The sequence below is a fragment of the Pseudomonas sp. MONT-RG-20F-20-E-7-02 genome, from assembly GCF_022662395.1.
Classification (GTDB): Bacteria; Pseudomonadota; Gammaproteobacteria; order Pseudomonadales; family Pseudomonadaceae; genus Aquipseudomonas.
This window is the reverse complement of the sequence record NZ_JAKNQN010000007.1, coordinates 15,123-32,472: the sequence shown is the minus strand read 5'-3', so window position 1 is coordinate 32,472 and position 17,350 is coordinate 15,123. Positions and strand designations below refer to the sequence as shown.

At 60.1% G+C, this 17,350-nt stretch carries 14 protein-coding genes; 5 read left to right on the top strand and 9 right to left on the bottom strand.

Features of this window, described 5'->3' with window-relative positions; genetic code table 11:
• Positions 1–191 precede the first annotated feature (191 nt).
• Together L8I05_RS20185 and L8I05_RS20180 are read left to right on the top strand one after the other, a co-directional pair.
• Positions 192–866, top strand: a complete 675-nt coding sequence (locus L8I05_RS20185; RefSeq protein ID WP_159954030.1) for a heavy metal response regulator transcription factor — start codon at positions 192–194, stop codon at positions 864–866.
• Positions 863–2,269: a heavy metal sensor histidine kinase gene (locus L8I05_RS20180; protein ID WP_242171209.1), complete on the top strand. Its 1,407-nt coding sequence runs from the start codon at positions 863–865 to the stop codon at positions 2,267–2,269. Before L8I05_RS20185 ends, L8I05_RS20180 begins: the two co-directional genes overlap by 4 nt.
• A 1,016-nt stretch (positions 2,270–3,285) precedes the next feature.
• Here L8I05_RS20180 and L8I05_RS20175 read toward each other — a convergent pair.
• From L8I05_RS20175 to L8I05_RS20160, 4 genes are all read right to left on the bottom strand, one after another.
• The gene (locus L8I05_RS20175; protein WP_242171207.1) at positions 3,286–6,420 is read right to left on the bottom strand and encodes a CusA/CzcA family heavy metal efflux RND transporter; all 3,135 of its coding nucleotides are present in this window, start codon (positions 6,418–6,420) and stop codon (positions 3,286–3,288) included.
• An 18-nt stretch (positions 6,421–6,438) separates the two neighbouring features.
• Complete coding sequence (locus L8I05_RS20170; RefSeq protein WP_242171205.1) at positions 6,439–7,545, bottom strand: efflux RND transporter periplasmic adaptor subunit; 1,107 nt, start codon at positions 7,543–7,545, stop codon at positions 6,439–6,441.
• 18 nt (positions 7,546–7,563) lie between these two features.
• Positions 7,564–8,784, bottom strand: coding sequence for a TolC family protein (locus L8I05_RS20165; protein ID WP_242171203.1), 1,221 nt, complete (start codon positions 8,782–8,784; stop codon positions 7,564–7,566).
• A gap of 109 nt (positions 8,785–8,893) precedes the next feature.
• Positions 8,894–9,799: a cation diffusion facilitator family transporter gene (locus L8I05_RS20160; RefSeq protein WP_242171202.1), complete on the bottom strand. Its 906-nt coding sequence runs from the start codon at positions 9,797–9,799 to the stop codon at positions 8,894–8,896.
• Between the two features lie 216 nt (positions 9,800–10,015).
• On the opposite strand from L8I05_RS20160, the gene L8I05_RS20155 reads away from it, so the two are divergent.
• A complete protein-coding gene (locus L8I05_RS20155) occupies positions 10,016–11,386 on the top strand; it encodes a gluconate:H+ symporter (RefSeq protein WP_242171200.1) in 1,371 nt (456 codons plus the stop codon).
• Between the two features lie 40 nt (positions 11,387–11,426).
• On the opposite strand, the gene L8I05_RS20150 is transcribed toward L8I05_RS20155, so the two are convergent.
• The 3 genes from L8I05_RS20150 to L8I05_RS20140 all read right to left on the bottom strand — a co-directional run bounded on the left by L8I05_RS20150 (position 11,427) and on the right by L8I05_RS20140 (position 14,432).
• Positions 11,427–11,924, bottom strand: a complete 498-nt coding sequence (locus L8I05_RS20150; RefSeq protein ID WP_242171198.1) for a DUF4411 family protein — start codon at positions 11,922–11,924, stop codon at positions 11,427–11,429.
• Positions 11,921–13,057 (bottom strand): ImmA/IrrE family metallo-endopeptidase, encoded by a 1,137-nt coding sequence (locus tag L8I05_RS20145; RefSeq protein ID WP_242171196.1) that lies wholly within the window; start codon positions 13,055–13,057, stop codon positions 11,921–11,923. Before L8I05_RS20145 ends, L8I05_RS20150 begins: the two co-directional genes overlap by 4 nt.
• A gap of 70 nt (positions 13,058–13,127) precedes the next feature.
• Positions 13,128–14,432 carry an MFS transporter gene (locus L8I05_RS20140; protein WP_242171194.1) on the bottom strand — a complete coding sequence of 435 codons (1,305 nt, stop codon included), beginning with the start codon at positions 14,430–14,432 and terminating at the stop codon, positions 13,128–13,130.
• 186 nt (positions 14,433–14,618) lie between these two features.
• Between L8I05_RS20140 and L8I05_RS20135 the strand changes: the two genes are divergently transcribed.
• Complete coding sequence (locus L8I05_RS20135) at positions 14,619–16,037, top strand: TIGR00366 family protein (protein ID WP_242171193.1); 1,419 nt, start codon at positions 14,619–14,621, stop codon at positions 16,035–16,037.
• A 45-nt stretch (positions 16,038–16,082) separates the two neighbouring features.
• On the opposite strand, the gene L8I05_RS20130 is transcribed toward L8I05_RS20135, so the two are convergent.
• Both L8I05_RS20130 and L8I05_RS20125 read right to left on the bottom strand, forming a co-directional pair.
• The gene (locus L8I05_RS20130; protein ID WP_242171192.1) at positions 16,083–16,427 is read right to left on the bottom strand and encodes a DUF86 domain-containing protein; all 345 of its coding nucleotides are present in this window, start codon (positions 16,425–16,427) and stop codon (positions 16,083–16,085) included.
• Positions 16,424–16,714 (bottom strand): nucleotidyltransferase family protein, encoded by a 291-nt coding sequence (locus L8I05_RS20125; RefSeq protein ID WP_159954020.1) that lies wholly within the window; start codon positions 16,712–16,714, stop codon positions 16,424–16,426. The genes L8I05_RS20130 and L8I05_RS20125 overlap by 4 nt, the downstream gene beginning before the upstream one ends.
• Before the next feature lie 229 nt (positions 16,715–16,943).
• Here L8I05_RS20125 and L8I05_RS20120 point away from each other — a divergent pair, with 229 nt between their 5' ends.
• Positions 16,944–17,264, top strand: a complete 321-nt coding sequence (locus L8I05_RS20120; RefSeq protein WP_197625548.1) for a hypothetical protein — start codon at positions 16,944–16,946, stop codon at positions 17,262–17,264.
• Positions 17,265–17,350 lie beyond the last annotated feature (86 nt).

The window sequence follows — 17,350 nt, the reverse complement described above, 5'->3', positions numbered from 1 at the left end:
CGGAGCTCCTTTGGAAAGAGATGATTTTTTAACGCCCCTCTGGGGCGTTTTTTTTGCGCGCCGGCTTAATCGCGACCAATGGTCGCAGTTGACCCTGAAGCTACTTCACACTTCAGACTTTTCCTACTCCCAAGACACCCTGTTCCATAAGGAAATGGCGCCCTTCTCTCACCCGAAAAAGGTAAATTCCCATGCGTATCCTTGTCGTTGAGGACGAGCAAAAAACCGCCGACTACCTGCAGCAAGGCCTGAATGAGAGTGGTTATGTGGTCGACTGTGCGTCCAACGGTATCGACGGCCTGCACCTGGCCGGGCAGCACGCCTATGAGCTGGTCATCCTCGACGTCAACCTGCCAGGCAAGGATGGCTGGGAAGTGCTGGAGCAATTGCGCCGCAATGGCAGCCAACGCGTGATGATGCTGACTGCCCGCGGCCGGCTGGCCGACAAGATCAAGGGCCTGGACATGGGCGCCGATGATTACCTGGTCAAACCCTTCGAATTTCCCGAGCTGCTCGCGCGGGTGCGCACGCTGTTGCGCCGCAGCGAACATATCCCACAGCCGGACGTATTCCGTGTGCAGGACCTGGAGCTGGACCCGCGCCGCCATCGCGCGTACCGCGGTACCCGGCGTATCGACCTGACCACCAAGGAATTCGCGCTGCTGCAGGTGCTGATGCGCCAGACCGGTGAGGTGCTGACCCGTACGCAAATTATTTCGCTGGTGTGGGACATGAATTTCGACTGCGACACCAACGTGGTGGAAGTGTCCATCAGCCGCCTGCGCGCCAAGGTGGATGACCAGAGTGAGGTCAAGCTGATCCACACCATTCGCGGTGTGGGCTATGTGCTGGAGGCGCGTCAATGAAAGCCAGCAGTTTGTCGATGCGTCTGGGGCTGACCGTCAGCGTGATGGGCGCTGGCCTGGTGCTGTTGCTGGCCACCCTGGCCTACCTGGCGCTGACCCACGAGCTGGAGAAACTCGCGCGCAAGGGCCTGGAGAGCAAGATGGAACAAATCCAGCACAGCCTGTCACAGGGCCTGGATGCCAGCGCTATCCGAGCTCGCCCGCACGCGCTGATGGATTTGGTGATCGGCCATGACAACTTTTACCTCACCATCGTCGGCACAGCCCCCGATGACAGCGTGTTACTCAGCGCCGGGGCCAAACCGCAGGAACCGCTGCTGACAGATTTCACACCGCGCGAAACCCTCGGTTACCTCAACTGGGCCGACAGCAATGGTAACCAAGTACTCAGCGCTTCCAGCCTGATGCGCCTGGCCAGCGGCGAACGCGTACGCGTGCTGCTGTCCCTGGACCGGATGGACGACCAGGCACTGCTCAGTGCCTATCTTCGCGCCACAGTCATCGCGTTGCCCATGCTCTTGATATTGATCGGCATGGGCGCCTGGTGGCTGGTGCAGCGCGGGCTGGCGCCGTTGAAACAGTTCAGCGGTGTGGCGGCCAAAGTCACCACCCAGGACCTGACCCACCGCTTGTCCGTCGACAACCTGCCCAAGGAACTGGGCGAGTTGGCGCACGGCTTCAACGTGATGCTCGACCGCCTGGATGCGGGCGTACAGCAGCTGTCGCAATTTTCCGACGACCTCGCCCACGAACTGCGCGCGCCGCTGACCAACCTGATGGGCAAGGCCCAAGTGACGCTGTCGCGCCAGCGCCCGCCAGAAGCATACAAAGCGGTGCTGGAATCCAACACCGAAGAGCTGGAGCGCCTGGCGCGCATCGTCTCCGACATGCTGTTTCTGGCCCAGGTCAGCCACCCGGCAGCACGGGCGTCGTTCGTCGCCGTGTCGTTAATGGAGGAAGCTAACCGGGTGATGGACCTGTTCGCCCTGAGCGCCGAAGACAAACAACTGACCCTGACCCTCAGCGGCGATGCCCAGGTGCACGGTGATCGCCTGATGATCCAACGTGCGCTGTCGAACCTGCTGTCCAACGCGATCCGCCATAGCCCTGCGGGTTCGCATATTTCGCTGCTGGTAGAGGCCTACGGCAACCACGTGTCGTTGTCCGTCAGCAACCCAGGCCCGGGAATTGAAGCGCAACACCTGCCGCACCTGTTCGAACGTTTCTACCGCGTAGACAGCAGCCGCGCCCGCACCGAGGGCGGCACCGGCCTGGGCCTGGCCATCGTGCGGTCGATCATGACCCTGCACCAGGGGCAGGCCGATGTGCGCAGCCTGCCAGGTGGTTTCACCTTGTTTCGCCTGGTGTTTCCTCAAGTCGCTGCCCAGGTACTTCAAACTTGAGCAAATCAATGTGGGAGCCGTCGAGCTTCAGCGAGGCCGCGAAGGCGGCGGCACAGCCAATAGAAGTATCGACTGAACCACCGCTTTCGCAGCCTCGCTAAAGCTCGACAGCTCCCACAGTTGATCTCTGGGATTTCAGTACAGCGCCCGCCTCATTCCTCCCTGCGATGCGCCCACTGTGTGATGTGTGCAGCCTGCCAGGTACTTCAAACTCAAGCAGATCCATGTGGGAGCCGCCGAGCTTCAGCGAGGCCGCGAAGACGGCGGCACAGCCAATAAAATTATCGCCTGAACCACCGCTTTCGCAGCCTCGCTAAAGCTCGACAGCTCCCACAGTTGATCTCTGGGATTTCAGTACCGCGCCCGCCTCATTCCTCCCTGCGATGCGCCCACTGTGTGATGTGTGCAGCCTGCCAGGTACTTCAAACTCAAGCAGATCCATGTGGGAGCCGCCGAGCTTCAGCGAGGCCGCGAAGACGGCGGCACAGCCAATAGAAGTATCGACTGAACCACCGCTTTCGCAGCCTCGCTAAAGCTCGACAGCTCCCACAGTTGATCTCTGGGATTTCAGTACAGCGCCCGCCTCATTCCTCCTTGCGATGCGCCCACTGTGTGATGTGTGCAGCCTGCCAGGTACTTCAAACTCAAGCAGATCCATGTGGGAGCCGTCGAGCTTCAGCGAGGCCGCGAAGGCGGCGGCACAGCCAATAGAAGTGTCGCCTGAACCACCGCTTTCGCAGCCTCGCTAAAGCTCGACAGCTCCCACAGTTGATCTTTGGGATTTCAGTACCGCGCCCGCCTCATTCCTCCTTGCGATGCGCCCACTGTGAGATGTGTGCAGCCTGCCGGGTACTTCAAACTCAAGCAGATCCATGTGGGAGCCGTCGAGCTTCAGCGAGGCCGCGAAGGCGGCGGCACAGCCAATAGAAGTATCGCCTGAACCACCGCTTTCGCAGCCTCGCTAAAGCTCGACAGCTCCCACAGTTGATCCCTGGGATTTCAGTACCGCGCCCGCCTCATTCCTCCTTGCGATGCGCCCACTGATACAGCGCCGGCAGTACCAGCAACGTGAGCAACGTAGAAGAAATAATCCCGCCGATCACCACCGTCGCCAACGGCCGCTGCACCTCGGCACCGGTGCCGGTGGCCAACGCCATGGGGATAAACCCCAGCGATGCCACCAATGCGGTCATCAATACCGGGCGCAAACGCGTGAGTGCGCCTTCGTTGACGGCCACCGACAACAGGCGCCCTTCCTCATGCAGGTTGCGGATAAAGGCAATCATCACCAGGCCGTTCAGCACCGCCACGCCGGACAGCGCGATAAAGCCCACGCCCGCCGAGATCGACAGCGGAATATCCCGCAGCCACAGCGCCATGATCCCACCGGTCAACGCGAAGGGAATCCCGGTAAACACCAGCAGGCCGTCCTTGAGGTTGTTGAACATCATGAACAGCAGCCCGAACACCAGCAGCAACGCCACCGGCACCACAATGCGCAATCGCTCGGAGGCTTCCTTCAGCTGTTCGAACTGGCCGCCCCATGTCGTCCAATAACCCGCCGGCACCTTCACCTGGGTGTTGATAGCCGCCTCGGCCTCGTCAACAAACGAACCGATATCTCGCCCGCGCACGTTGGCACTCACGATGACCAAGCGCTTACCGTTCTCGCGGCTGATCTGGTTGGGGCCAAGCACCAGATCCAGACTGGCGACCTGGGACAAGGCAATAAACCCCAACTGCCCCGACACACTACCGGCCAGCGCCGGCACCGGAATCAACAACCGCGACAACCCGTCGATATCAGTGCGCAGCGCGTCGGACAACCGCACGACCATGTCAAAGCGACGGTCGCCTTCGTACAACGTACCGGCCTGGCGTCCACCGACCGCGACGGCAATGGTGTCTTGCACATCGCCCACATTCAGGCCAAAACGCGCGGCCTTGTCGCGGTCGATATTGATGGTCAACACCGGCAGCCCGGAGGTCTGCTCGACCTTCACTTCCGAAGCGCCCTCAAGCTTTTGCAGGGTCTCGGCGATTTCTGCGGCGGTCTTGTTGAGCACCGCCATGTCGTCGCCAAATACCTTCACTGCCACGTCACTGCGCACCCCGGAAATCAGCTCGTTGAAACGCAGCTGGATCGGTTGCGACAGTTCATACGCACTGCCCGGCACAATCGCACTGGCGCGCTGGATATCTTCGATCAAAGCCTCGCGGGACTTTTTCGGATCCGGCCACTGGTCCTTCGGTTTAAGCATCACATAGCTGTCGGAAATATTCGGCGGCATCGGGTCGGAAGCGATTTCCGCAGTGCCGGTCCGCGCGAAGACCCGCTCGATTTCCGGCACCTGGGCCATCAAGGTTTTTTCCAACTGCTGTTGCATCTGCACCGATTGCGTCAGGCTGGTGCCGGGCACGCGCAAGGCCTGTTGGGCAAAGTCGCCTTCGCTGAGGCTGGGGATAAATTCGCTGCCCATACGGCTGGCCACAGCGCCTGAGGCGACGACGGTCAGCACCGCCAGGCCGAACACCAGTGGGCGGCGCGTCATCACCCAATCCAGCACCGGCGCATAAGCCCGACGTGCGGTGCGCATTACCAGGTTTTCTTCTTCCTTGACCTTGCCGGTGACGAACAGCGCGATCGCGGCCGGCACGAACGTCACCGACAGGATCATCGCGCCGAGCAAGGCGATGACCACGGTGAACGCCATGGGGTGGAACATCTTCCCGGCCACGCCGGTGAGGGCGAAGATCGGCAGGTACACCACCATGATGATCAGTTGCCCGTAAATCAACGCGCGCCGGGCTTCCTTGGCGGCGGCGAACACTTCGTGCAGGCGCTCGCTGCGCGTCAGCAGGCGCCCGTGGCGTTGCTGCGCATGGGCCAGGCGGCGAATGGCGTTTTCGACGATCACCACCGCGCCGTCGACAATAATCCCGAAGTCCAACGCGCCCAGGCTCATCAGGTTGGCGCTGACTTTGTTGGTGAACATCCCGGTAAAGGTGAACAACATTGCCAGGGGAATCACCATCGCCGTGATCAACGCCGCGCGGATATTACCCAGGAATAGGAACAGCACCGCGACCACCAGCAACGCGCCTTCGAAGAGGTTCTTCTTCACCGTGGCGATGGCTTTTTCCACCAGGTTGGTGCGGTCGTAGACGGTGACGGCCACCACGCCTTCAGGCAACGAGCGGTTGATCTCTTCAAGTTTTTTCGCCACCGCCAGGGACACGGTTCGGCTGTTTTCACCAATCAACATGAACACCGTGCCCAGCACCACTTCGCGGCCATTTTCGGTGGCGGCGCCGGTGCGCAACTCACGGCCGATCTCGACCTGCGCCACGTTGCGCACGCGAATGGGTGTGCCGGCTGAGGTGGTGATGACGATGTTGGCGATGTCATCTATCGACGCCACTTGCCCTGGTGCGCGAATCAACAGTTGCTCGCCGCTGCGCTCGATATAACCGGCACCGACGTTGGCGTTGTTGCGCTCAAGCGCCGTGACTAAATCGGTCAACGTCAGGTTGTAGGCCGCCAGGCGTTTTGGGTCCGGGGCGATCTGGTATTCCTTGGCAAAGCCGCCGATGGTGTTGATCTCGGCCACGCCCGGCACGTTGCGCAGTTGCGGCTTGATGATCCAATCCTGAATGACGCGCAGGTCCGTCGGTGTGTAAGGCGTGCCGTCGTCCTTGAGCGCGCCGTCTTCCGCTTCGACAGTCCATAGGAAAATTTCCCCGAGGCCGGTGGAAATCGGCCCCATCGCGGTTTCGATACCCGTAGGCAATTGCTCGCGCGCCACTTGCAGGCGCTCGTTGACCAACTGGCGGGCGAAGAACAGGTCGGTGCCGTCTTTGAAAATTACCGTCACCTGGGACAGACCGGAGCGCGACAACGAACGCGTCTGCTGCAAACCCGGCAAGCCGGCCATGGCCGTTTCTATCGGAAAGGTAATGCGCTGTTCCGTTTCCAGCGGCGAAAACCCGGCCGCTGCCGAGTTGATCTGCACCTGCACGTTGGTGATGTCAGGCACCGCGTCGATGGGCAACTTCTGATAGCTGGCGATGCCGACACCGGCCATCAACAGCACCGCCAGCAGCACGATGATGCGCTGCTCGATGGCGAATTGGATAAGGCGCTCAAACATGGGGAATCACTCGCAGGATCAATGGGCGTGCTCGGCCGAGCCTTTACCCAGTTCGGACTTGAGGATGAAGCTGCCTTCGGTCGCCACTTGCGCCCCGGCGTCGAGACCTTTGCGCACTTCGACGTAGCCGTTTTCACTCACACCCAGTTCGAGATGGCGGGTGATGAAACCGTCCGCAGTGCGTACGAACACCGAGGGTTTGTCCTCGACGGTCTGGATCGCGGTTTGCGGGACGGTGACCTTGGCCTGGTAGGTGTCGGTGGCCAGTTGCACGGTGACAAACAGCCCTGGGCGCCACGCGTCGTCGGGGTTCGGCACGGTCACGCGCACGGTAGCGGTACGCGTCTGCTCGCCGAGCAAGTTGCCGACGTAAGCCACGGTGCCGAGCACTTCGGTGCCCATTTCCGTGGAGCTGACTTTTACCGGTTTACCGACGCGCACCTTGTTCAAATCCTTGGGAAACACACCGAAGGTGACCCACACCTGGGACAAATCCGAGAGCGTGAACGCGTTGCTGGTTTCGCCGACCACTTCACCGACGCCCAAGTGTTTTTCCACCACTACGCCGGCGAACGGCGCGCGCAGTTCATAGCGATTGCCACCCACCAATACTGCGCTGCCGCTGAGTGCGGTCATCTTTTGACGGGCGTTGTTGAGGGCAATTTCGGCCTCTTGCAGGGTTTGGCGCGCCAGCAGGTAATCCTGCTCGGCGGAGATCTCGTCCTTCCACAATTGGCGCTCGCGCTGGAAGGTGGTGCGCGCCAATTCGACGCGGCGCGCACTGGCTGCCAGCTCGCTGCGCTGGTCGGAAATCTGCTGGCTGGAAATCACCGCCAACAGCTCGCCTTTTTTCACTGACTGGCCGAGGTTGACCTTCACCGACTCCACCACACCGCCCGCACGCGGGACGATATGCGAGGTGCGGTCCTCGTCGAATCGCACTTCGCCCGGCAGCGTCAGCAACGTGCTGATCGCGCGGGGTTGGGCCTTGGCGAGTTGAATACCAGCGGCCTGGATCTGCTGCTCGGTAAGCTCGAGTGTGCCTTCCTCTTCGTCGGCCTGTGCAAAACCAGACAGCATCAGGCCCAGGGCGACGGCGAGCGCCACACCGTGTTTATGCTTCATAAAAGACTCCAGAAAAAATCAAAAGCGGGCGAGGTCGCCGTAAATCCGTTCGATGCGCACCCAGGCGTCGGTGGCCTGGGCGGTCGCCGCGAGGTATTGGGTGCGGGCTGCGATCAACGTGCGCTGGGCGTCGAGCACGTCGAGGAAGTTGAACTTGCCCATCTCGAAACCACGGGTGGCGCTGTCCACCGCGCTCTGGGCGGCGGGCAGGATTTGCTGGTTGAAGGTGCGCACTTCGGTATTCGCGGTTTGCCACAGGTCCAGGGCCTGGCGCGTTTCGGTGCGCAGGCGCAGTTCGACGGCATTGCGCAGGTCACGGGCCTGGTCGGCGCGACGGCTGGCAGCGAGCACATTGCCCTGGTTACGGTTGAACAGCGGAATCGGCATCGACACGCCCACCAGGTTCACGCGCTCACGCACGCTGGCGTCGTACTGGCTGCCGATCGACACATCGAGGTCGGGAATCCGCTGGGCCTTTTCCAGGCCCACGCTGGCTTCGCTTTGAACAATCTGCAGCTCGGCCAGGCGCAGTTCGGTGGTTTGCTCAAGCCGCGCCAGCAATTGCGCGGAGGCCGGCAACGGCGGTGCGGATTGGCTTTGCGTGGCCACGGCCTGGAAGTCGGGTGTGGCGCTGCCGGTACTGGCAGCAAGGCGACGATAAGCATCGCTTAAGCCGATTTGCGCGCGGTTCAACTCCAGGCGAATCTCCGACACCTGCACCTGGGCACGCGTGGCTTCCACCGGCGAGGACTTGCCCGCCTTGACGCGGCCATTGGCGACCACCAGGCCGCGCTCGGCCAAGGCCATTGAGCGTTGCGCCAGGTCGAGGCGTTCCTGGGCGCGCAGGGCGCCGTAGTAACTGTCGATCACGTCAGCACGCAGGCCGTTGCGACGCTGTTCCAGGGCCAGCGCGGCGGCGTCCTGTGCGCGTGTGGCCACGTCGATGCGCGCGCCGCGCTTGCCACCGAGTTCCAGGGTCTGGCTGAGTTTGATGGAGGTGGTACGCGAGTTGTGGCGAGTGTCTTCGGCATCCCAGGACGCCACCGGGTTGGGGATCAAGCCCGCCTGTTGACGACCGCCTTGGGCGATGTCGATTTCCCATTGCGCGGCAGCCAAATCAGGATTGTTGGCGAACGCGGCTTGCAGGGCTGAGTCGAGGGTGAGGGTTTGGGCCTGGGCAGCGCTTGCGGCCACCCAAAACGCTGCTGCCCCCAAAAGTGTTCTAACGGAAAGTGCCATAACGAGAGTTCCACGCCCATGAAGTCGCTGAGATTTCCCAGCGGGGGCAATGTAGCTTTCGTTACTTATCAGGGCGGTGGGCGCAACATTACAAATCCGTTAGCCTGGATCAGGCATGCACCTCATCATGCTCGTCGTGCTGAAAACCTTCGCCTTCGACCTGCAAGGTGACGTGGGAAATATCGAATTGTTCGTGCAGCAATTCCGTCACCCGCGTGAGGATCTGTTGCTCGGTGCCCAGCGCCGAATCCGCCACCACGTGGGTGCTCAGCACGTTCTTGCCGCTGGTGAGCGCCCAGATATGCAGGTCATGTAAGTCCTTCACGCCCGGCACACCTCGAATTGCCTGCTCGACCTGATCGATATCGATGCCATCCGGCACGCCTTGCAGCAATACGTTCATGCTTTCCTTGAGCAGGGTCCAGGTGCGCGGTAGAACCCAGAAGCCGATGGCCGCCGCGACCACGGAGTCGATCCAGCCCCAGCCGGTCAACATGATCACCACCGCCGCGATGATCACACCGATGGAGCCGAGCATGTCGCTCCACACTTCCAGGTAAGCGCCCTTCACATTCAGGCTTTCACCGCTGGCGGCACTGAGCAGCTTCATGGAAACCAGGTTGACGACCAGCCCCAGCACGGCAATCACCAGCATGCCGGTGGACTGGATTTCAGCCGGTGCCTGCAGCCGTTGATAGGCCTCATACAGGATGTAAAACGCCACGGCGAACAGCAGCAACGCATTGAACGCCGCCGCCAATATCTCGAAACGCGCATAACCGAAGGTGCGTTTGCGGTCGGCAGCGCGCTTGGCGACCTGAATCGCGACCAGGGAAATCCCCAAGGCCAGGGCGTCGGTCATCATGTGCGCGGCGTCGGACAACAGCGCCAGGCTGCCGGTGATAAAGGCGCCGATCACCTCGGCAATCATGAAGCTGCCGGTCAGGCCCAGCGCGATCCACAAAAGACGCTCGTGGCCGGCGCGTACCTGGCCGTGGTTATGTCCTGCGCTCATGAAATGTCCTCAAAAGGTGGGGTGCGTTGATCATAGAGCTATAGGCCAAATCCCCGCGCATGGGTTGCAAATTTGTCATGCGCGCGACAGGTCGCCGTTAAACGCTGCGCACCAAAATCGCACATGAACGCTCTGGAACGGTTCTATCAGGTATGCTTTTCCAGCAGGAAACAAAAAGAAACAAATTAGCCAACCTGTTCGATAAGGAGTCCCGTTTTGGAGTTATCGACTGCCGCGTGGATGGTTCACGACACCCGCCTCATGTTCTGCGTTCTGCTGGCGATCGCCAGCATCATTGTGTTGATCAGCGCGACCAAGCTGCCGCCATTCCTGTCGATTCTGATCGGCACGTTTATCGCCGGTGTGGGCGCCGGGTTGCCCCCGGAAGAAGTCGCCAAGGCCTTCAGCAAAGGCGCCGGTGCGATCCTCGGTGAAGCAGGGATCATCATTGCCCTGGGCTCGATGCTTGGTGCGTTGATGGCCGAATCCGGTGCGGCCGACCGTATCGCCACCACGTTGCTCGGGCTGGGCAAAGGCAAGTCGTTGCCGTGGGTGATGGCGCTGGTGGCCATGGTGATTGGCTTGCCACTGTTCTTCGAAGTAGGCCTGGTGATGATGGTGCCGATCATCTTTGTCATGGCCAAACGTTCGAACCAGCCGCTGTTGAAAATCGCCATTCCGGCGCTGGCCGGCATGACGACCTTGCACGCCTTGATGCCACCGCATCCGGGGCCGTTGATTGCGGTGAGCGCGCTGCACGCCGACCTGGGCCTGACCATGTTGCTGGGCTTCTGCCTGGCGGTGCCGGCGGTTATTCTCGCCGGCCCGCTGTATGGCAACTGGCTGTCCAAGCGCCTGCACGTGGATGAACCGGCCGACATCGGCGCGCTGTTCAGCGCACCGCCCAAGGCGCCGCGCCAGCCGAGCTTCGGTGTGTCGCTGCCGATCATCCTGTTGCCAGTAATTTTGATGCTCGGCAGCACCTTGGCCAAAGTCGCCATGTCGCCGGAAAACCCAGTGGCATTGACCTTGAAGTTCCTTGGTGAACCGCTGATCGCCCTTGGCCTGGCCGTGATCGCCGCAGTGATCTGCCTGGGCTGGGCCGCCGGCATGCCGCGCGCCGAAGTTGGCAATACACTGCGCAAGGCCCTCGCGCCCATCGCCGTGTTGTTGCTGACCATCGGCGCCGGTGGCGGCCTCAAGCAAACGCTATTGGACGCCGGCGTCAGCCAGACCATCAGTAAAGTCGCTGAAGGCGCGCACATGCCGTATCTGCTGCTGGCGTGGTTGATCGCCGTGGCCCTGCGTCAGGCGACCGGCTCGGCGACCGTCGCGACCACCACCACGGCGGGCATTCTCGCGCCAATGATGGCCGGGTTGGCGGCGACCCAGAGTTCACTGGTGGCGCTGGCAATTGGCGCCGGCTCGGTGTTCTTCTGTCACGTCAACGACGCCGGGTTCTGGATGGTGCGCGAGTACTTCGGCTTGCAACTCAAGCAGACGATTTGGGTATGGTCGGTGTTGCAGACGATTGTTTCTGTTGTCGGGCTGGTGGGTACGCTGGTGCTCTGGCACTTCCTGACCTGAAGAACTTGTAACGAGGGGGGGCGCGCTTCCCCTCACTTTGTCAGTGATGCAGAACGAAACGAGCGTCGAGCTTACTGAGCAACTCGAAGGTGTTCATGTAGGGAACGCCAAACAGAGCACACACGTTGGGAATGGTGTATTTGCGCTTGATGTCAGGGTTGTAGACTTCATGTGTGACAACCACGGCCCCTGTCGTCATCGCCTTGGCGATTAGCCAAGCATCTGCCCCCTCAAGAAACTCTTCCAGTGCGCCGGCCTTCATCACCGATACTTGCTCGGCAATTCTTGAGACAATATTCCCAAAGGCCGCTTGGGTCTGTTGATCACTCGAGTCTTCAAACAGTCCAGCATTACCCTTTACCCACAGCGTCAACTCATCGTTGCCTTTGGCTAGTTCGTCTCTGACTGGAACAATACTGGCAATTTCCAAGGCCTGATGCTGCTGAAGTATCCATGCCCAATAGCCTGGGCAGATCGTCATCCCGTAATAACGGTTCTTGGCCTCGATTAATGTATTCGAATCCAATAGATGCTTCATGCCGATAGTTTCATCCCATAAGTCTTCAGCTTAGCTGGCTGTACACCCAGCAATTTTCCTGCATCCCGCAACAAAATTCGCCCGCTCTGTGCTTCTGCGAGAACAGCCTTGCTCAACCGAGTGCTGTTCCTGATAGCCGCTGTGCGGTAGTAGTCGCCTCCACTACCGTCTTTATCTCGATACTCCTGCAAGATCCGACGGTAGTCAGCGCCATATTGATCATTACTGATGTAGCCAAGATCACGGGCGCGCCGTGCAATCACCAATGCGCTGACACGAAAGCGTCCGGCCAAAGGCCCCAGGTTTTCTTCCCAGTGAACATCGGAAACCCAATGCGCTCGAAAAATGAGTTCCGGCGCTAGAAACTCTCCCGCCACCGCATTGCAGAAGGCCTCTTCCTGACGGGCGCTTTGACTGCTGCCATCAGACACGCCCGTGCTACCAATCCATATATGCGCCAGTTCATGCATCAATGTAAAAAGCCGCGCCGTGGGCGCGTCCGCGCTGTTGATGAAAACCACCGGGGCCATCGGATTGCTGATCGCAAAACCTCGAAACTCACTGACATCGAGTTTCCTGTGGGTGTTGCCCAAGGCAACACCACTTCGCATGACGAGAATTCCGGCCTCTTCCGCACCACTCACCAAAGCCCTCACGAAGTCTTCGTAACCCATTCGAGCAAATGCCTCCGTCACGCCAAGTACGCGACGAATATCTGCAACCACGTCTTTGATCGGCGAGTGGCTATTGAAACGTCCAACAAAGGGCAGCGGAGCTCGTTCGTGATCCTGCAAGTATTCCAAGTACCAGTCTTGCTTACGGAGCACGTCTCTTACGGTGTCCATCAGGTTCAAGCTAGGTTTGTGGGAAAACACACCGCCCACAGTACGTAAGTCTGGAATCGGAAGATGTTCTTGCGGAGGAGCCTTGAGAAAGAGAAAGCCAAAGGGAATTTGCGTAATAACTGCCCACTTTTGCGCCTGGTTGAAAGTAGGAAGGTTCTGCCCGCCCTCCCACTTCTTCACCTTCACGATTTTGAGAGCAAGGCCTTTGGCAATTTGCGCCTCAGACAACCCCGCCCGCTGGCGAGACCAGGACAGGATGGCGGGATTGATAAAGGCAGTCTGCGTCATAAGGTTTTACATACCGTTCAGAAGTGAAAGTGACTATAGGAACGGCGGCAATACCCGTCAATTGATGGCCCTAAGTGCCATTTGTAACAGCGTTTACTGGGTGGCGCTTGCCAAACAGCGCCACACTCACCACCCCCACCGCGCCCATCACCACGCAATACCCCACGCAAATCCACGGGCTGGTCGGCATCAACGCAATCAACAGCAGCGGCGTGGTGCTCGCCCACAGCGCGTAGGCGATGTTGTAGGTGAACGAAATCCCCGACACCCGCACCTGCGCAGGGAACAGCCCGACCATCACCGACGGCACCGCGCCGACTACGCCGCAACTCAAGCCCGCCACGGCGTATGCCGCGCCCAGCCACACGCCACCGCTGATCAGGCTGGCGTACAACACCGCAATGCCCACCGGCAGCAGCAGGCTGTAGACCAGCACCGCGCGCCAGGCGCCGATGCGGTCCACCAGCAAGCCGGCGAGCACGCAGCCGATATTCAGGAAGACGATGCCCAGCGCGCTCAAGGCGAAGGTGTGGCTGGGGCTCATGCCGAAGGTCTTTTGCATCATGGTCGGCGTGATGACTACCAGCACCACCACGGCTGAGGTGAGCACGCAGGTGAGGATCATCGCCGGCAGCAGCACGGCCCGATGGTCGCGCAACACCGTGCGCAGCGGCATTTCAGCGGCAGCCTGGCGGCGGGCCTGCATTTCGAGGAACACCGGGGTTTCGCTGAGCCAGCGGCGCAACCACACGCCGATCACGCCGAACACGCCGCCGAGCAGGAACGGGAAGCGCCAGGCGTAATCGAGGATTTCGGCCGGGGTGAAGACTTGCGCCAGCAACGTCGCGGTGAGTGCGCCGAGCAGGTAGCCGAAGGTCAGCCCGGCTTGCAGGAAGCCCAGGGCGTAGCCGCGGTGATGACGTGGGGCGTGCTCGGCGACGAAGGTCCAGGCGCTGGGCACTTCGCCGCCCACCGCCGCGCCTTGCAACACACGCAGCACCAGCAGGATCAGCGGGGCGAAATAGCCGATTTGCGCGTAGGTCGGCATGATCCCGATCAGCAGGCACGGCAGCGCCATCATCAGGATGCTCAGGCTGAACACGCGTTTGCGCCCCAGGTGATCGGCGAAATGCGCCATCAGGATGCCGCCGAGCGGTCGTGCCAGGTAGCCGGTCACGAAGATGCCGAAACTTTGCAGCAGGCGCAGCCACTCGGGCATTTCCGGCGGGAAAAACAGCTGGCTGAGGGTCAGCGCAAAGAACACGAAGATAATGAAGTCGTAGATTTCCAGGGCACCGCCGAGGGCGGCCAGGCCCAGGGTTTTGTAGTCGGAGCGGGAAAAACGCTGCGCCTGTGGGGAAAAGGTGGCAGTCATGTGCAAGCTCGGCAGACAAACAAAATGGCGTGCAGGTTATGAGCTGAGCCCAATGATGGCAATCGCGACAGATATATTTGTTTTACTCATGGATCGATGAAGATAACTGCATTCCCTTATCAATGGCCGTAGCGGAACATGCCGTAAAACTGCCAACACCCATAATAAATACAAGAGGAATGCCTCGTGGCCGATGCTATCGAAGAAAGCCGCTATGCCCGATTTGCCCTGCGTTGTTCCAACTTCGCCGAACGCTGGTTTCCTGATTCCTGGGTATTCGCCGCCCTCGCGGTGATCATCGTCGCCGTGGCGACCCTGGGCATGGGCGCCGCGCCGACCGAGGCCGCCAAAGCCTTTGGTGACGGGTTCTGGAGCCTGATCCCGTTCACCATGCAGATGGCCTTTGTGGTGATCGGCGGTTACGTGGTGGCCAGCTCGCCCCCGGCGGTGAAGCTGATTGACCGCCTCGCGCGCATCCCGAAGAACGGGCGTTCGGCCGTGGCCTGGGTCGCGATGATTTCCATGGTTGCCTCCTTGCTCAACTGGGGCTTGTCCCTGGTGTTCGGCGGCTTGCTGGTGCGCGCGCTGGCACGTCGTACGGATTTGCGCATGGATTACCGCGCAGCCGGTGCTGCCGCCTACCTCGGCCTTGGCGCAGTCTGGGCGTTGGGGCTGTCGTCGTCGGCCGCGCAGTTGCAGGCCAACCCGGCCAGTTTGCCACCGTCGATTCTGTCGATTACCGGGGTGATTCCGTTCACCGACACGATCTTCCTGTGGCAATCCGGGGTGATGTTGCTGGCGCTGATCGTGGTCTCGCTGATCATCGCCTACGCCACCGCGCCAGGGCCGAACAGCGCCCGTGACGCAAAAGCCTGCGGCGTCGACCCGGCCTTCAACCTGCCCAAGGTTCAAGCGCCAACCCGCCCCGGCGAATGGCTGGAACACAGCCCGCTGTTGACCATTCTGCTGGCGTTGCTGGCAGCCGGCTGGCTGTTTCATGAGTTCTCGACCAAACCGGCGATCAGCGCGATCTCGGGGCTGAACACCTATAACTTCCTGTTCATCATGGTCGGCGCCCTGCTGCACTGGCGCCCGCGCAGCTTCCTCGATGCGGTGGCGCGTGCCGTGCCGACCACCACCGGCGTGCTGATCCAGTTCCCGCTGTATGGCTCCATCGCGGCGCTGATGACCGTGGTCAAGGGCGGCGACGGCCAAACCCTGGCGCACCATATCTCGACCTTCTTCACCTCTATCGCCTCCCACGACACCTACGCGCTGTTGATGGGTGTGTACTCGGCGGTGCTGGGCTTCTTTATTCCGTCGGGCGGCGGCAAGTGGATCATCGAAGCGCCTTACGTGATGCAAGTAGCCAATGACCTGCAATATCACCTGGGCTGGGCGGTGCAGATCTACAACGCCGCCGAGGCGCTGCCGAACCTGATCAACCCGTTCTATATGCTGCCGCTGCTGGGCGTGCTGGGGCTCAAGGCGCGGGATTTGATCGGGTTTTCGTTTGTGCAGTTGCTGGTGCACACGCCGCTGGTGTTGTTCCTGTTATGGGCGCTGGGGACGACGTTGAAATATTTGCCGCCGGTGATGCCGTAATACGCGATCAGCGGCTGACTGCACTTGTTGTTGCAGCAAGTGCAGTCATGGAGGAGCCACTGGAAGGCGTTTCAACAGGTCAGGCAATGCGCTTTGGATCGTATCCCAAACCACATCGAGGTTGATATCGAAGTAGCCATGAGCGATTCGGTTGCGCATGCCACGCATGCTACGCCAAGGAATCTGTGAATGGCTCACAGTGAAATCCGGATGCTGATCCATGATTTTTGTCGACGCCTCACCAATGATGATCAGACTCATGACCACGGCTTGTTGGGTACGCCTATCTTCCAGAAACGCCTCTTTACTCAAACCTTCAACAAAAGTGATCGCGTCCGTGGAGGCCTGCCTTATGTGATCCAGATAATCCCCGAGCCGATTTGCCGTCATACCGGCCGCGCCTCAGCCAACACTTTCTCCCGAAACTTCAAAGGCAAGTCGGCAGGCGTCAGCAGGTCCACATTAACGCCCAGCAAATCCTCAAGCTCTACCTGAAGCCCACCAAGATCAAAAAGGGTGGTTCCTGGCGGAGCATCGACCAGTAAATCAAGGTCACTGCCTTCTTGATCCGTACCCAGTAATACAGACCCAAATACTCTTGGGTTTGAGATGCGAAAACGGCCGACAACTTCTCTGACAGCGGCTCGTTTTAGATCAAGGGCGATTGAAGGTTTCACGGTTCACCTCGGTGACATCCATTATCGAGCCAGTCTAGCAGTGCTCGGCGCGTGTAGACATGCCTGGCTCCTCGCATCCATCTCTTCATTCCGTCACATTGAATTGCCGTCCCCCGGCGAACTGCATAGGGTTTTCCCACTTCACGCGACGGCAAACCCTGACTTCCACGACAATCGCCTTTGATTAACCTGACTCGGATTCCCTCTCACAAAAGCCAAGGAACATCCGATGACGCCCCTATCCAAATCGCTGGAAGAGTTGCTCAAAGAAATTTACAAGGACGACCACGTATCGTTCTGTGAGTACATCACCCTGAGAGACGACGCGGATCGACGCATGGCTGCCGTTATTCAGGAGTTTGGTCTGCATAACAACGTCACAGCCTTCCAAAAAGCCATGGATGTCGCCATGCAGCTATTGCAGACCAGTGTCCGCGATGCGAAAAAACTTAAATTGACCGCTACTGGCGAAGCCATCGTCAAAGACGCGGTGACGGCCCAAGTGGAGTACTTGCGTGCCGGCAGCCATTTGGTACTGAGCCTGCTGTAATCGTCTCATCCGCATAACTGTCTTCTTTTCGTCATATTCCATTGCTACCGTCCTGCGAAATATCTTGCAACAACCACCCCGCAGGG

Coding starts and splice junctions, on each gene's coding strand:
- L8I05_RS20180 (WP_242171209.1), top strand. CDS start 863: ATGAAAGCCAGCAGTTTGTCGATGCGTCTGGGGCTGACCGTCAGCGTG.
- L8I05_RS20120 (WP_197625548.1), top strand. CDS start 16,944: ATGACGCCCCTATCCAAATCGCTGGAAGAGTTGCTCAAAGAAATTTAC.
- L8I05_RS20170 (WP_242171205.1), bottom strand. CDS start 7,545: ATGAAGCATAAACACGGTGTGGCGCTCGCCGTCGCCCTGGGCCTGATG.
- L8I05_RS20165 (WP_242171203.1), bottom strand. CDS start 8,784: ATGGCACTTTCCGTTAGAACACTTTTGGGGGCAGCAGCGTTTTGGGTG.
- L8I05_RS20150 (WP_242171198.1), bottom strand. CDS start 11,924: ATGAAGCATCTATTGGATTCGAATACATTAATCGAGGCCAAGAACCGT.
- L8I05_RS20185 (WP_159954030.1), top strand. CDS start 192: ATGCGTATCCTTGTCGTTGAGGACGAGCAAAAAACCGCCGACTACCTG.
- L8I05_RS20130 (WP_242171192.1), bottom strand. CDS start 16,427: ATGACGGCAAATCGGCTCGGGGATTATCTGGATCACATAAGGCAGGCC.
- L8I05_RS20160 (WP_242171202.1), bottom strand. CDS start 9,799: ATGAGCGCAGGACATAACCACGGCCAGGTACGCGCCGGCCACGAGCGT.
- L8I05_RS20175 (WP_242171207.1), bottom strand. CDS start 6,420: ATGTTTGAGCGCCTTATCCAATTCGCCATCGAGCAGCGCATCATCGTG.
- L8I05_RS20145 (WP_242171196.1), bottom strand. CDS start 13,057: ATGACGCAGACTGCCTTTATCAATCCCGCCATCCTGTCCTGGTCTCGC.
- L8I05_RS20140 (WP_242171194.1), bottom strand. CDS start 14,432: ATGACTGCCACCTTTTCCCCACAGGCGCAGCGTTTTTCCCGCTCCGAC.